Annotated in this window: 16 protein-coding genes; 15 read left to right on the forward strand and 1 reads right to left on the reverse strand. The window is 63.3% G+C overall.

What is annotated here, in order from left to right; all coding sequences use genetic code 11:
* The first annotated feature begins 34 nt into the window (after positions 1 to 34).
* The 12 genes from AC07N6_RS01755 (at position 35) to AC07N6_RS01810 (ending at position 11,396) form a co-directional block, all read left to right on the forward strand.
* Complete coding sequence (locus AC07N6_RS01755) at positions 35 to 1,039, forward strand: ABC transporter substrate-binding protein (protein WP_494780605.1); 1,005 nt, start codon at positions 35 to 37, stop codon at positions 1,037 to 1,039.
* 56 nt (positions 1,040 to 1,095) lie between these two features.
* On the forward strand, positions 1,096 to 2,085 hold the full coding sequence (locus tag AC07N6_RS01760; protein WP_494780606.1) for an isopenicillin N synthase family dioxygenase: 990 nt from the start codon (positions 1,096 to 1,098) through the stop codon (positions 2,083 to 2,085).
* A 106-nt stretch (positions 2,086 to 2,191) separates the two neighbouring features.
* Positions 2,192 to 3,217, forward strand: coding sequence for an aromatic ring-hydroxylating dioxygenase subunit alpha (locus AC07N6_RS01765; RefSeq protein WP_494780607.1), 1,026 nt, complete (start codon positions 2,192 to 2,194; stop codon positions 3,215 to 3,217).
* Positions 3,218 to 3,248: 31 nt separating this feature from the next.
* Positions 3,249 to 4,118 (forward strand): ABC transporter ATP-binding protein, encoded by an 870-nt coding sequence (locus AC07N6_RS01770; RefSeq protein ID WP_494780608.1) that lies wholly within the window; start codon positions 3,249 to 3,251, stop codon positions 4,116 to 4,118.
* Complete coding sequence (locus AC07N6_RS01775; RefSeq protein ID WP_494780609.1) at positions 4,090 to 4,905, forward strand: ABC transporter permease; 816 nt, start codon at positions 4,090 to 4,092, stop codon at positions 4,903 to 4,905. The genes AC07N6_RS01770 and AC07N6_RS01775 overlap by 29 nt, the downstream gene beginning before the upstream one ends.
* A 177-nt stretch (positions 4,906 to 5,082) precedes the next feature.
* Complete coding sequence (locus AC07N6_RS01780; protein ID WP_494780610.1) at positions 5,083 to 6,501, forward strand: amidohydrolase family protein; 1,419 nt, start codon at positions 5,083 to 5,085, stop codon at positions 6,499 to 6,501.
* A gap of 67 nt (positions 6,502 to 6,568) precedes the next feature.
* Positions 6,569 to 7,354, forward strand: coding sequence for a YqgE/AlgH family protein (locus AC07N6_RS01785; protein ID WP_494780611.1), 786 nt, complete (start codon positions 6,569 to 6,571; stop codon positions 7,352 to 7,354).
* 16 nt (positions 7,355 to 7,370) lie between these two features.
* Complete coding sequence (gene ruvX / locus AC07N6_RS01790; RefSeq protein WP_050467300.1) at positions 7,371 to 7,757, forward strand: Holliday junction resolvase RuvX; 387 nt, start codon at positions 7,371 to 7,373, stop codon at positions 7,755 to 7,757.
* The gene (gene pyrR / locus AC07N6_RS01795; RefSeq protein ID WP_494780612.1) at positions 7,754 to 8,275 is read left to right on the forward strand and encodes a bifunctional pyr operon transcriptional regulator/uracil phosphoribosyltransferase PyrR; all 522 of its coding nucleotides are present in this window, start codon (positions 7,754 to 7,756) and stop codon (positions 8,273 to 8,275) included. Before ruvX ends, pyrR begins: the two co-directional genes overlap by 4 nt.
* Positions 8,268 to 9,227, forward strand: coding sequence for an aspartate carbamoyltransferase catalytic subunit (locus tag AC07N6_RS01800; RefSeq protein ID WP_494780613.1), 960 nt, complete (start codon positions 8,268 to 8,270; stop codon positions 9,225 to 9,227). Before pyrR ends, AC07N6_RS01800 begins: the two co-directional genes overlap by 8 nt.
* Positions 9,228 to 9,267: 40 nt before the next feature.
* Complete coding sequence (locus AC07N6_RS01805) at positions 9,268 to 10,554, forward strand: dihydroorotase (protein WP_494780614.1); 1,287 nt, start codon at positions 9,268 to 9,270, stop codon at positions 10,552 to 10,554.
* A gap of 41 nt (positions 10,555 to 10,595) precedes the next feature.
* Positions 10,596 to 11,396, forward strand: a complete 801-nt coding sequence (locus tag AC07N6_RS01810) for a lysophospholipid acyltransferase family protein (protein ID WP_494780615.1) — start codon at positions 10,596 to 10,598, stop codon at positions 11,394 to 11,396.
* Here AC07N6_RS01810 and AC07N6_RS01815 read toward each other — a convergent pair.
* A complete protein-coding gene (locus tag AC07N6_RS01815; RefSeq protein WP_494780616.1) occupies positions 11,326 to 12,168 on the reverse strand; it encodes a symmetrical bis(5'-nucleosyl)-tetraphosphatase in 843 nt (280 codons plus the stop codon). The genes AC07N6_RS01810 and AC07N6_RS01815 overlap by 71 nt on opposite strands.
* Positions 12,169 to 12,434: 266 nt before the next feature.
* On the opposite strand from AC07N6_RS01815, the gene AC07N6_RS01820 reads away from it, so the two are divergent.
* From AC07N6_RS01820 to AC07N6_RS01830, 3 genes are read left to right on the forward strand one after another with little or no spacing between them, the layout of a single operon-like run.
* A complete protein-coding gene (locus AC07N6_RS01820) occupies positions 12,435 to 12,800 on the forward strand; it encodes a hypothetical protein (protein WP_494780617.1) in 366 nt (121 codons plus the stop codon).
* Positions 12,794 to 13,588, forward strand: coding sequence for an ABC transporter permease (locus tag AC07N6_RS01825; protein ID WP_494780618.1), 795 nt, complete (start codon positions 12,794 to 12,796; stop codon positions 13,586 to 13,588). Before AC07N6_RS01820 ends, AC07N6_RS01825 begins: the two co-directional genes overlap by 7 nt.
* On the forward strand, positions 13,588 to 14,826 hold the full coding sequence (locus AC07N6_RS01830; RefSeq protein WP_494780619.1) for an ABC transporter ATP-binding protein: 1,239 nt from the start codon (positions 13,588 to 13,590) through the stop codon (positions 14,824 to 14,826). The genes AC07N6_RS01825 and AC07N6_RS01830 overlap by 1 nt, the downstream gene beginning before the upstream one ends.
* Positions 14,827 to 14,832: the final 6 nt, after the last annotated feature.

Below are 14,832 nucleotides of genomic sequence, written 5' to 3' on the forward strand. Positions count from 1 at the left end.
GGCTATGAAAAAGCAAGCGCAAGGCAGGCAAGCGATGGATAAGCGGACATTCATGATGCGTACCCTGCGCGCAGCCGGCGCCCTGTTGGGCGCGGCGGCGCTGCAGTTTGCGGCGGCGGCCGGCGCGCATGCCGAGGACAAGGTCACGCTGCTGTCCAACTGGTATGCGCAGGCCGAGCACGGCGGCTTTTACCAGGCCGTGGCCAAGGGCATCTACAAGAAGTACGGCATGGATGTCACCATCAAGATGGGCGGCCCCCAGGTCAATAACATGCAGATCCTGGTGGCCGGGCAGGCCGACTTCAGCATGGGCTACGACTTCACCGTGATGAAGGGCATCGAGCAGGGCTTGCCGCTGGTGACGGTCGGCACTTCGTTCCAGTCCGACCTGCAGGGCATGATGACGCATGACGATGTCAGCAGCCTGGGCGGCCTGAAGAACAAGACGATCCTGGTCGCCGGTTCCGGCCAGTCCAGCTGGTGGCCGTGGCTCAAGTCCAAGTACGGCTACACCGACGCGCAATCCAAGGCCTATACCTTCAACCTGCAGCCGTTCTTCGCCGACCCCAACATCGCGCAGCAAGCCTATCCTTCATCGGAACTGTTCCAGGCCGACAAGGCCGGCGCCAAGAGCAAGTTCTTCCTGTTCGCCAATGACGGCTATCCGCCCTACGGCACCACCATCATCACGCTGCAGAAGACGGTCGCCGCCAGGCCCGACCTGGTGCAGCGTTTCGTCAAGGCCACCGCCGAGGGCTGGAAGAGCTACCTGGAAGATCCGGCGCCGGCCAATGCGCTGATCAAGCAGGACAACAAGAACATGAGCGACGAACAGCTGGCCTATGCGGTGGCCAAGCTCAAGGAATTGAAGGTGGTGACCGGCGGCGACGCCGCCAGGTACGGCATCGGCATCATGACCGACGAGCGCTGGAAGCAGACCTATGAAGTCATGGTCGCCACCGGCCTGCTCAAGCCCGGCACCGACTACCGCAAGGCCTACACCACCCAGTTCGTCAAGGACATGAAGGTCATGCCTTGATGTGAGAGGGGGGGCGGCGCCGCCGCCCCCCGTTTCCCTGCCAGCGTGAGGACGCCATGATCCCCTATACCCCGCCCGGCACCGCGCGCACGATTCCGGTGATCGACTTTGCCGACGCCTTCTCGGCCGAGAAAGCCAGGCGCGAAGCGGTCGCCTGGGAAATCCACAAGATCTCGCGCGATGTCGGCTTCTTCTACATCGTCAACCACGGCGTGCCGCAGCCGCTCATCGACGGCCAGTTCGACTGGGCGCGGCGCTTCTTCGCGCTGCCGCAGGCCGGCAAGTCGGCCATCGACATGCGGCATTCGCCCTCGGGATATGGCTACGAACGCATGGGCGCGCAGGCGCTGGACGATGGCGCGCCGGCCGACCTGAAGGAAGGTTTCCAGTTCGGCTTCGACATCGATTCGGCGCACCCCTATGTGCAGCGCGGCCTGCTGCGCTATGGCCACAACCTGTGGCCGGCCGGACTGCCGGGATTCGAGGCGCATTCGCGCCGCTACTACGACGCCGTGCGCGCGCTGTCGCACCGCCTGCTGTCGGTGATCGCGCTGTCGCTGCAGATGCCGGAGGATTTTTTCGAGCCGGTGCTGCAAACGCCGATCGCCACCCAGCGCATGCTGCATTACCCGCCGCAACCGGTGGACGCGCAGGCCAACCAGATCGGCGCCGGCGCGCATACCGACTGGGGCCTGGTCACCATCCTGGCGCAGGACGAGACCGGCGGCCTGGAAGTGCGCAACGCGCAAGGAGAGTGGGTGTGCGCCACGCCGATCCGCGGCAGCTTCGTGGTCAACATCGGCGACCTGCTGCAGCGCTGGAGCAACGACCTCTATCACAGCAATGCGCACCGCGTACTCAACGGCGGTTCGGCGCCGCGCTATTCGCTGCCGTTCTTCCAGGACGGCGACCAGGCCGCCACCGTGGCCTGCCTGCCGAGCTGCTGTTCGGCGCAACGGCCGGCGCGTTATGCGCCGTGCACCATCGGCGACTATCTGGACATGAAGGTGCGCGAGACCTTCGGCGCCGCCGCGGTACAGGCCTAACATGCTCTAGATTTTTGCATCACCCGGCGAAGGCGACCGTATTGGCGCGCCGGCCGCAGCGCCACGGAAGCATGACATCCGCGGCCAATGAAGAAGGAGCAACACCATGCTGGTCACCCAACAAAAAGTCTTGCGCAGGTTCTGGTATGCGCTGATGCCCATCTCGCAATTGAAGGACGGCCCGCAGCCGTTCACGCTGCTGGGCGAGAAGCTGGTCGTCTGGTTGAAGGAAGACGGCGCGCCGGCCGCGCTGCAGGACCGCTGCTGCCACCGCACCGCCAGGTTGTCCAAGGGTTTCGTCGAGAATGGCAACATCGTTTGCGGCTACCACGGCTGGACCTTCAATGGCGCCGGCGCCTGCGTGCGCGTGCCGCAAAGCGTGGACGGCAGCGTGCCCTCGGGCGCCTGCGTCAAGTCCTACCGCTGCAAGGAACGCTACGGCTACGTGTGGGTGGCGTTGGAAGACCCGCTGCGCGACATTCCCGACTTTCCCGAGGACGGCGCCCCCGGATACCGCCGCATCTTCCAGTTCTACGAGCGCTGGGAGACCAGCCCGCTGCGCATGATGGAAAACTCTTTCGACAACTCGCACTTCAGCTATGTGCATCGCGCCACCTTCGGCCTGTACGACCAGCCCAAGCCGGAGAAGTACGAGATCAACGAGACCGATTACGGCTTCGAGGCCGAGACGCGGGTGCCGATCAAGAACGTGCCGGCCAGCTACCGCGTCACCGGCAGCCAGGCCGACACCACCGTGCGCCACATGTTCAACCGCTGGTACCTGCCGTTCGTGCGGCGTTTCGGCTGCGAGTATCCGGAAAGCGGCCGCCACCACATCATCTACAACTGCGCCACGCCGATCGACGATGGTTCCATCATGCTGGCGCAATGGCTGTATCGCAACGACACCGAGGAGGATTGCCCGGAAGCCGAGCTGGTGGCCTGGGATGCGCCCATCCTGGTGGAGGACCGCGACATCCTGGAAGCCACCGATCCGGACGCCTGCGTCGACGTGCGGCGGCGCCAGGAATTCCACATGGCCTCCGACCGCCCCGGCCTGATCATGCGCCGCATGCTGCTGCAGCTGCTGGAGGAGCATGGCGAGCAGGAAGTCTTCCGCAGCAACGTCTGACACCATCCACTTGACCGGGCAGGGAGCAATGATGCACAGAGACGATCACGCGATGTCGCAGGCCGCGGCATTGGACGACACGGGGAGCGGCGGCGAAGATGCGCCGGTGCTGTCGGCGCAGCGGGTGGAGAAAACCTACCGCAACGGCACGCGCGCGCTGGACGAGGTGAGGCTGGATATCCGGCGCGGCGAGTTCGTCTCGCTGCTCGGGCCTTCCGGCTGCGGCAAGAGCACCTTGCTGAAGATGTTCGCCGGGCTGGAAGAGCCTTCGCACGGGCATATCCGCTGGTGGGGCAAGAACCTGGCCACGGTCGGCACGCCCGGGCATACGCTGGCCATGGTGTTCCAGGAGGCTACGCTGATGCCTTGGGCCAGCGTCGAGCAGAACGCGCGCCTGCCGCTGGATTTGCGCCACATGCCGCGCGCGCAGAGCGAGCCGCGCGTGCGCGAGGCATTGCAGCGGGTGGGGCTGGAGAATTTCCGCAAGGTGCTGCCGCGCGAACTCTCGGGCGGCATGCAGATGCGCGCCTCGATCGCGCGGGCGCTGGCCACGCAACCCAACCTGCTGCTGATGGACGAGCCCTTCGGCGCGCTCGACGAATTCACCCGCAACAAGCTTGACGCCGACCTGCGCGACATCTGGAGCAAGCAGGACCTGACCGTGGTGTTCGTCACCCACAGCATCTACGAGGCGGTGTTCCTGTCTTCGCGCGTGGTGGTGATGGCGGCGCGCCCGGGACGGGTGATCGCGGACGTGGCGATCGACGCGCCCGGCCCGCGCGACGAGGCCTTCCGCATCTCGGCGCCGTTCATGCAGTACTGCAAGACCCTTTCCGATTACCTGACGCTGGCCAACCAGCAAGGAGGCGGCCATGAAGCCGAGCACAACGCCCAACATTAATCCCTGGGCCAGCCGGCCGGGCTTCTGGAACGTGGCCGCGCCGCTGGCCATCGGCGTGTTCCTGCTGCTGGCCTGGCAACTGGTATGCACGCTGCTGGAAGTGCCGCCCTACCTGGTGCCGACGCCGGCGGTGATCGCCAGGACGCTGGCGGCGGACTGGGGCATGCTGCTGGAGTCGCTGCTGGTGACGCTGAAGATCACCTTCCTGGCCTTCGCGTTCGCGGTGCTGCTGGGCGTGGCGATCGCTTTCCTGTTCGTGCAGAGCCGCTTCATCGAGATCAGCTTTTTTCCCTACGCGATCATCCTGCAGGTCACGCCCATCGTCGCCATCGCGCCGCTGATCATCATCTGGGTCAAGGACACCACGGCGGCGCTGACCGTGTGCGCCACCATCATGGCGCTGTTCCCGATCATCTCCAACACCACGCTGGGGCTGCGCAGCGTCAACACCGGCCTGCTCAACCTGTTCAGGCTGAACAAGGCCACGCGCTGGCAGACCCTGAAGCGCCTGCGCATCCCCAGCGCCTTGCCGTACTTCTTCGGCGGCTTGCGCATCTCCAGCGGCTTGGCGCTGATCGGCGCGGTGGTGGCCGAGTTCGTGGCCGGCACCGGCGGCACCGGTTCGGGGCTGGCCTACCAGATCCTGCAGGCGGGCTTCCAGCTCAATATTCCGCGGCTGTTCGCGGCCTTGTTCCTGATCACGCTGACCGGCATCCTGCTGTTCTGGATGATGAGCGCCTTGTCGCGCGCCGTGCTGGCGGGATGGCATGAGAGCGAAATGGGGTAGTGCGTGTTGCGCGACAACTTTAGCGCGACAACTTTACGCCGTCGTCCCGGCGAAGGCCGGGACCCAGCGTCGTGCGCGGCGTCCGATGTAAAAGCGAACCGCGTTAACGCCGCTGGATAACGCCGCTGGATCCTGACTTTCGTCAGGACGACGAAGCATCCATCTGGAGTGTCTTGAATGAGTGAATCCATCCTTATCCGCAACCTGCAAGCCATCATGACCGGCTTGCCCGGCGCCGCCGCGCGTCACGCCGGCCCGGATATCCGCATCGACGGCGGCACGGTGGCCGCCATCGGCAAGCTGGCGCCGCAGCCCGGCGAGCGCATCATCGATGCGACCGACTGCGTGGCCTACCCGGCCTGGGTCAACACCCACCACCACCTGTTCCAGTCGCTGTTGAAGGGCGACCCGCTGGGCATCAACGCCAGCTTGACGCCGTGGCTGGCGGCCACGCCTTACCGCTACCGCGCGAAATTCGACGCCGAACTGTTCCGCCTGGCGGCGCGCATCGGCATGGTCGAGCTGATGCGCTCAGGCTGCGGCACCATCGCCGACCACAATTACCTGTACTACCCCGGCATGCCTTTCGACACCTCGGAAATCCTGTTCGAAGAAGCCGAAAAACTTGGCCTGCGCTTCGTCCTGTGCCGTGGCACCGCCACCCGCACGCGCCAACTGGAGGCCGAGCTGCCGAGCGCGCTGCGGCCGGAGACGCTGGACGGTTTCCTGCAGGACATGGCGCGGCTGGCCAAGCGTTTCCACGATCCTTCGCCGGCGGCGCTGCGGCGCGTAGTGATGGCGCCGACCACGCCGCTGTATTCGGCATCTCCCGAGGAATTGCGCGAGATGGCGCAAGCCGGGCGCGCACTCGGCCTGCGCCTGCACAGCCATTTGTCGGAAACGGTCGGCTACCAGGACAGCGCGCACACCATGCACGGCTGCTCGCCGGTGGCGTTCTGCGAGCGCATCGGCTGGCTGGGCCAAGACGTGTGGTTCGCCCACCTGGTGCAACTGGATGAGGAGGAAATCCGCCTCTTGGGCGCGACCGGCACCGGCATCGCCCATTGCCCGCAGAGCAACGGCCGGTTGGGCAGCGGCATTGCGCCGATCCGGGCGCTGGAGGCGGCCGGGGTGCCGGTGTCGATCGGGGTCGACGGCGCGGCTTCCAACGAAGCGGCCGACATGATCTCGGAAACCCACGCGGCCTGGCTGATGCAGCGCGCGCGGCGCGGCCAGCAGGCCATCCCGGCCTTTCGCGGCGGCGCCTACGAAGGCGGGGCGGACGAGGCTACGGTGGAAGACGTGGTGCGCTGGGGCAGCAGCGGCGGCGCCAGGGTGCTGGGATTGGGCGCACTGGATGGTTTGCGCGTCGGGCAGCAGGCCGATATCGCGCTCTATCGGCTGGACGATCCGCGCTACTTCGGCTTGCACGACCCGGCGATCGGGCCGGTGGTTGCGGGAGGCCGGCCCGGGCTCAAGTCCCTGCTGGTCGCCGGCAAGGAAGTGGTGCGCGACGACGCCATCCCCGGCGTCGAGCTGGCGGCGCTGGGACGCCAGGCGCGCGATGCTGTGCGGAAACTGCTGAGCAGTCATTGACGTTTTGCTATTGCCGCTGCCCGGCCCGGTTACATGGGGCGGCAGCCAAAACTGCTAAAATGCGGGGATGATCAAGAGACGTAACGTTCCCTTCAGTTTCTCTGCCGAGGATTTCGACGAATCCGCGGATTCCTTTGGCGGTTTCGATCCTTTCGGCCGCATCCAGGCCCGTCGCGCGGCCGCTGCCGCCGCCGCGGCAAGTGAAGACGACGCGGCCGGGGCCGGCGACGACGCTTCCGCCGAAGAGGCCAAGGCTCCGCTGGAGCTGGACCTGACCAATCATTTCCTGATCGCCATGCCGTCCATGCTGGATCCGATCTTCGGCGGCACCGTGGTCTACCTGTGCGAACACAATCACAACGGCGCGCTCGGGGTGGTCATCAACAAGCCGACCGACATGACCATGGACGTGCTGTTGGACCGTATCAACCTCAAGCTCGAAATCAAACCCGACACGCCCGACGCCATGCCCGAGGTATACCGCCGACCGGTGATGTTCGGCGGCCCGGTGCAGGTGGAGCGCGGCTTCGTGCTGCATTCCGTGCAGCATTCGACATCGGATTCCTTTTCTTCCACGCTGCAGGTGACCGACGACATCGCCCTGACCACCTCCAAGGACGTGCTGGAAGCGGTGGCGCTGGGCAACGGCCCGGCGCAAGTGCTGGTCAGCCTGGGTTGCTCGGGCTGGAGCGCCGGCCAGTTGGAAGACGAACTCGGCCGCAACGGCTGGCTGACGGTGAAGGCCGACCCGGCCATCATCTTCGAGCTGCCGGTGGAAGAACGTTTCACCGCCGCGCTGGCCTTGCTGGGCATCGACCCGGTGATGCTGTCCGGCGATGCCGGACGCGCCTAGGTTCGGAGCGCGCCGCTTGGAGACTTTGCTTGCCTTCGACTTCGGCCTGAAACGCATCGGCGTGGCCGTGGGCAACACCGGCCTGAAGCAGGCGCAGCCGCTGGCGGTGATCAGCGAGCCGACCAACGACGGCAAGTTCGCCGCCGTCGGCCGGCTGATCGCAGAATGGCAGCCCAGCCGCTGCGTGGTCGGCCTGCCGCTGCATCCGGACGGCGCGGAACACGAGATGAGCGTGCGCTGCCGGCGTTTCGCCAACCAATTGCATGGCCGCTTCGGCGTCGAGGTGGCGCTGGTCGATGAGCGCTACTCGTCGGCCGTGATCGCGCAGCAGCGCGGCGAGCAGATCGACGACCAGGCGGCCGCCATCATTTTGCAGCAATACTTTGACGAGTCCGACTCATGAGCACAACAACCTCCACGCCTTCCGCGCTCGATGCGGAAGCGCTGTACCGGACGCTGGCGCAGCAGGTCAAGGCCGGCTTGCAGGGCGCGCCCGATGTCGCGCTGGTGGGCATCCATTCCGGCGGCGCCTGGCTGGCCGAACGCCTGGCCGATGAGCTGAAGCTGGGCCAACGCCTGGGCTTCATCGACGTTTCCTTCTACCGCGACGATTTCTCCGAGAAGGGCCTGCGCCCCGACGTCAAGCCCAGCCAGATCCCGTTCGATGTCGAAGGCGCCACCATCGTGCTGATCGACGACGTGCTCTATACCGGGCGCACCACGCGCGCGGCGATCAACGAGCTGTTCGACTACGGCCGTCCGGCGCGCGTGCTGCTGGCGGCGCTGGTCGACCGCGGCGGGCGCGAGCTGCCGATCGCCGCCGATTTCCTGGCCGAAACGGTCACGCTGTCCAAACAAGAAAACCTGCAATTGCAACGCGCCGACGATGGCCGATTCTCCCTGACGGTGGTCCATGCTTAATCCACAACTGAACAAAAACGGCGAACTGCAACACCTGCTGACCATTGAAGGTCTGCCCAAAGCGATCCTGAACCATATCCTCGACACTGCCTCGTCCTTCGTCAGCATCGGCGACCGCGAAGTGAAGAAGGTACCGCTGATGCGGGGTAAAAGCGTGTTCAACCTGTTCTTCGAGAACTCCACGCGCACCCGCACCACCTTCGAGATCGCCTCCAAGCGCCTGTCGGCCGACGTGATCAACCTCAACATCCAGGCATCGAGCACCAGCAAGGGCGAGTCGCTGCTGGATACCATCGACAACCTGGCGGCGATGCACGCCGACATGTTCGTGGTGCGCCACGCGCAATCCGGCGCGCCGTTCCTGATCGCCAAGCACCTGATCGACACCAAACAATCGCACGTCCACGTGGTCAACGCCGGCGACGGCCGCCACGCGCACCCGACCCAGGGCTTGCTGGACATGTACACCATCCGCCACTACAAGAAGGACTTCACCAACCTGCGCGTGGCGATCGTGGGCGACATCCTGCACAGCCGCGTGGCGCGCTCCGACATCCATGCGCTGACTACGCTGGGCGTGCCCGAAGTGCGCGCCATCGGCCCGCGCACCTTGCTGCCCGGCGGGCTGGAGCAGATGGGCGTGCGCGTGTTCCACAACATGGAAGAAGGCCTGAAGGACGTCGACGTCATCATCATGCTGCGCCTGCAGAACGAGCGCATGAGCGGGGCCTTGCTGCCCTCGGCGCAGGAGTTCTTCAAGAGCTACGGCCTGACGCCCGAGCGCCTGGCGCTGGCCAAGCCGGATGCGATCGTGATGCACCCGGGCCCGATGAACCGTGGCGTGGAAATCGATTCGGCGGTGGCCGACGGCGCCCAGGCGGTGATCCTGCCGCAGGTGACCTTCGGCATCGCGGTGCGCATGGCGGTGATGGGCATCGTGGCGGGCAATTGAATTATCAGACGAACGACCTCGTTAAGAAAATACTGAACTGATGAAACTGCATATCAAGAACGGCCGGCTGATCGATCCGGCCAACGGCATCGATGCGCAACAGGATGTGTATGTGGCGGCCGGCAAGATCGTCGGCATCGGCCAGGCGCCTGCCGACTTCACCGCCAACAAGACGCTCGACGCCACCGGCCTGGTGGTCGCGCCCGGCCTGGTCGACCTCTCGGCGCGCCTGCGCGAGCCGGGTTACGAATACAAGGCCACGCTGGAATCCGAAATGCAAGCCGCGATGCAGGGCGGCGTGACCAGCCTGGTGTGCCCGCCGGATACCGATCCGGTGCTGGATGAACCGGGCCTGGTGGAGATGCTGAAACATCGCGCCAAGTCGCTCAACCAGGCGCACGTCTATCCGCTGGGCGCGCTGACCGCCGGCTTGAAGGGCAAGGCTTTGACCGAGATGGCCGAGCTGACCGAAGCCGGTTGCATCGGCTTCTCGCAGGCCGAAGAGCCGATCACGGACACCACCGTGCTGATGAGCGCGCTGCAATACGCCAAGACCTTCAATTACACCGTCTGGCTGCGTCCGCAGGATCCGCACCTGGGCCGCTTCGGCATCGCCCACAGCGGCCCGGCGGCGTCGCGCCTGGGCCTGTCCGGCGTGCCGGTGATGTCGGAAACCATCGCGCTGTACACGCTGTTCGAGCTCATGCGCGCCACCGGCGCGCGCGTGCACCTGTGCCGCATCTCCTCGGCCGCCGGCCTGGAGCTGGTGCGCCAGGCCAAGAGCGAAGGCCTGCCGGTCACCTGCGACGTTGGCGTGCACCACATCCACCTGTGCGACCTGGACATCGGCTTCTTCGACTCCAACGCCCGCCTGACCCCGCCGCTGCGCTCGCAGCGCGACCGCGAGGCGATCCGCGCGGCGCTGCTGGACGGCACCATCGATGCGGTCTGCTCCGACCACACCCCGGTCGATGACGACGAGAAGCTATTGCCTTTCGGCGAAGCCTCACCCGGCGCCACCGGCCTGGAACTGCTGCTGTCGTTGTCGCTGAAATGGGCGCTGGAGTCCGATGGGCAGGGCAAGGATGTGCTGTCCAAGGCGATCGCCAAGGTCACCCACCGCGCCGCCAAGGTGGCTGGCCTGAAAGCCGGCAACCTGGCGCTGGGCAGCCCGGCCGACCTGTGCCTGTTCGACCCCAATGCGATGTGGAAGGTGGAGGGCGCCGCGCTGGCCAGCCAGGGCAAGCACACGCCTTTCCTCGGCTATGAACTGCCCGGCGTGGTCAAGGCCACCATCGTGTCCGGCCATATCGCGTTCGAGCGCTGATCCCAACCACAGCCGCCGAAGCCACGCCCGCCAGGATCGCCATGTTCGTCTTCCGTCTGCTGCGCCTGATTGCGCATTTGTTCCTCGGCATGGCGATCTGCGCCATCCTGTTCCCGTTCACCTCGGCCAAGGGACAGGAGGCGCACATCCGCCGCTGGTCGCACAAGCTGCTGCGCATCTGCGGCATCGCCGTGAAGATCGACAGCCCGCAGCCAATCCCGCGCGCGCTGCTGGTGTCCAACCACATCAGCTGGCTGGATATCTTCGTGGTCAATTCGCTGCAGCCTTGTCGCTTCGTGGCCAAGTCGGATATCCGCGGCTGGCCGCTGATCGGCTGGCTGTGCGCCAAGACCGGCACCATCTTCATCTCGCGCGGCAAGGCCAGCGACGTGCGGCGCATCTTCAAGGGACTGGTGGAAAGCATCGAAAAGGGCGAACACGTGGCCTTCTTCCCGGAAGGCACGACGGCGCCGCAAGGCACGCTGCTGCCGTTCCACGCCAACCTGTTCGAGGCGGCGATCGACGCCAAGGCGCCGGTGCAGCCGTATGCGCTGCGTTACGTGGATCGCGAAGGCAAGCTGCACCCGGCTGCCGACTTCATCGGCGACATGAGCATCGTGGAGAGTATCCTGGCCATCCTGAAATCGCGCGGCATGACGGCCGAGCTGAAGCAGCTTGCCATCATCCCGACCGAAGGCGCGCACCGGCGCGACCTGGCGCGCGTTTCGCACGCCGCCATCGCCGTGGGCCTGGGCTACGCGGTGGAAGATCTCAGCCCGGCTTCTGCGCCTGCGGACATTGCACCTGGAACAGCGCCCGATCCTCAAGCCGTACCGCGGTAAGCTTGCCGCCCCAGACGCAGCCGGTATCCAGCGCGATCAGGTTGGGGCGCAGCATCAGCCCCAGCGTCGACCAGTGGCCGAACACCACGGTCATATCCTCGGTGCGGCGGCCCGGCACCTCGAACCAGGGCACCAGCCCCTCCGGCGCCGAATCGGCCCCTTCCTTCACTGAAAAATCCATCGTGCCATCGGCCTGGCAGAAACGCACCCGCGTGAAGGCATTGATGATGCAGCGCAGGCGATCGTAGCCGGCCAGGTCATCGCTCCAGCGCGCCGGCTGGTTGCCGTACATGTGCGTGAGGAAGTCTACCCATTGGTCGCTCTGCAGCATGGCCTCCACTTCGCCGGCCAAGGCCAGGGCCTGTTCGAGGTTCCACTGCGGCAACACGCCGGCATGCACGATCAGGTGACCCTGCTCATGGATCGCCAGCGGCCGGTGGCGCAGCCAGTCGATCAGCTCGTCGCGGTCGGGGGCGTCGAGGATGTCGTGCAGGGTGTCGTCCTTGTGCAGCGGGCGGATGCCTTGCGACACCGCCAGCAGGTGCAGGTCATGGTTGCCCAGCACGGCCTGGGCACGATCGCCCATGGCCATGACGGTGCGCAGGGTTTGCAGGGATTGGGGGCCGCGGTTGATTAGGTCGCCGGCGAAGATCAGGTGATGTGCTTGCTCGCAGGGAAGTTGCTCCAAAAGTGCCATCAGACTTCCGCGGCAGCCTTGTACGTCGCCAATGATGTATTGAGTTTGGGTGGCGTAGGGAACTAAAATTGTCATTTTGCAAGATTTTGAAATTCGTGCACACGGAAATCCTGGTTTTCAATCGTTCCACAGGTGAACAATAATGTTGCACTTTCCACAGAAACACGAGTGCACGCATTCTAGCTGGTCACCTGAACCTGCATCGAGTTGCTTTTTGTGCCGGCCGGTTGCTCGGGGCGAAGCTGGGATACTGGTGCTTGCGAGATTATGTAATAGATTGGACAGATGTCTGCGACGATGTAAAATCGTGACTTTTCTCTCAGCAAGCGCGGTCAGGCACCATGTCCATTCTTGTCATCCTTTCTGGAGGCATAGCCGTTTGTGTTTTGCCTTTTTTGGTTAATGGTGTCCAGCAGGCAAAAGGTCGGTTTTCCAGCCTCGTGGGCTCAGCCATTTCGGCTTCTGCTGAGCTTACGGTCAAAATGCGAGAGGTCATCGTCGCTTCACGTCGCGCTATTGGCAAGGCTGAACATTACTCTGGAAGAACCAGTCATCAATTTCTCTGGCTATTGTGGGGGCGGCGGCGCGCGGCGCGCCGCAGGTGTCATCTGGTAATTGATGATACGGCCATTTCGGTCGGGAGCTTCCGTGCTCCTCCGCGTGAAGCAATCGTCTATCACGTCATCCAAGAGTGCGCACAATGCTGAGCATGTTCCGATCCTTATGGAGCTACCGGGGTTTCATCATTGGGAGCGTGAAGCGCGAATTCCAATCAAAATACCGTAATTCCCTGTTGGGTTCGGCGTGGACGATACTCAACCCCCTCTCCATGATCGTTGTTTATACCGTGATCTTCTCGCAGATCATGCATAGTCGTCTGCCTGGCGTAGCCAATCAATTTGGCTACAGCATCCATCTTTGCGCAGGCATGCTGACCTGGGCTTTGTTTTCCGAAATTGTCGGGCGAGGCCAGAATACCTTTATCGAGAATGCGAACTTGCTCAAGAAGCTGAGTTTTCCACGTTTGTGTCTGCCTGTTATCGTAGTTGCCAATGCCTTGGTCAACTTCGTGATCGTCTTCGGGTTGTTCACCGGTTTCCTGGTGTTATCGGGTAATTTTCCGGGGCTCCCCTATCTGGCCTTGATTCCACTCTTGATGCTGCTGGTGCTTTTTGCCGTCGGCCTGGGGGTGGCCTTGGGGGTACTTAACGTCTTCTTCCGCGATGTTGGTCAATTCTTCGGTATTTTTCTGAATTTCTGGTTTTGGCTCACGCCCATCGTTTATACCGTGGAGGTACTGCCTGAACGTATTCGCGTCCTAATCCACTTGAACCCCATGACCAGCATCATTGAGTCGTTCCAAATGATACTGGTGGCGAAACGCTGGCCCGACTGGTATGGTCTGTGGCCTGTTTTCGTTCTTGTAATATTTCTGTGCTTGATAGCCTTGAGCCTGGTCCGCAAGCGTGCGGGCGAAATGGTGGACGAACTTTGATGGGCTCGATTACTGTTGCAAACTTGGGCAAGGCATACCGCCGATATCCTTCGCGCTGGGCTCGCCTGCTCGAATGGCTCGATCCGCGTAACAAATCGAGGCACTCCCTGCATTGGGTATTGCGTGGTTTGGACTTCTCCGTACGCCCGGGCGAGGCTGTCGGCATTATTGGTATCAATGGCGCGGGCAAGAGCACCTTGCTGAAGATGATCGTGGGCACCACGCAGCCCACAACCGGCAGTGTAAAGATGACAGGCCGCGTAGCCGCCTTGCTGGAACTGGGTATGGGTTTTCATCCCGACTTTACCGGCCGCCAGAACGCCATCATGGCGGGGCAGTTATTGGGGATGGATGTCAAAGAGATCCAAACCTTGATGCCTGAGATCGAGGCATTTGCCGAGATCGGCCAGTACATTGATCAGCCTGTGCGCATGTATTCCAGCGGTATGCAGGTTCGACTGGCATTCGCGCTGGCGACGGCCCGCCGGCCAGATGTCCTCATTGTGGATGAGGCGCTCTCGGTGGGGGATGCTTATTTTCAGCATAAAAGCTTTGATCGCATCCGCAAATTCCGGGAACAAGGTACGACTCTCTTGATCGTATCGCACGATAAGCAAGCCATTCAGAGTGTCTGTGATCGCGCCATCCTGCTCGGGCGTGGCGGCCTCCTGATGGAGGGCGCACCCGAGGCGGTGATGGATTATTACAACGCCATGCTGGCTGAACATCAAAACCAGAGTGTTCGGCAGATTGAGTTGGAAAACGGTAAGACGCAGACTATCTCCGGTACCGGTGAGGCGACTGTTGCTGATATACAGCTTGTCAACACGGATGGTCATGCCGTCGAGGTCGTTGATGTGGGGGAATCCCTTTGCCTCAAGGTGGAAGTGTTGATCAATCAGGATCTGCCCAGATTGGTATTGGGTTACGGCATTCGAGACACGTTAGGTCGTTTCATTTACGGGACGAACACCGATCTCACCAAGCAGGCTCTCCTTAATGCGCCTGCCGGAGGAAAATACCTCTTCGACATCCAGTTTGTTGCCAATCTGGGGCCAGGATCTTATTCGATTGCTACCGCCCTGGCCAGCTCCGAAACCCATCTCGTCAATAATTATGAGTGGCGTGACCTTGCGCTGGTTTTTGATGTCGTCAATCAAAGCAAGCCATCCTTTGTTGGCTGCAATTGGTTGCCGCCCGAAATAGTTATTAAAGCAATGTCGTCTGAAAACTCATAATTTCGC

This window comes from Herbaspirillum sp. GW821-FHT09A12, assembly GCF_059418325.1.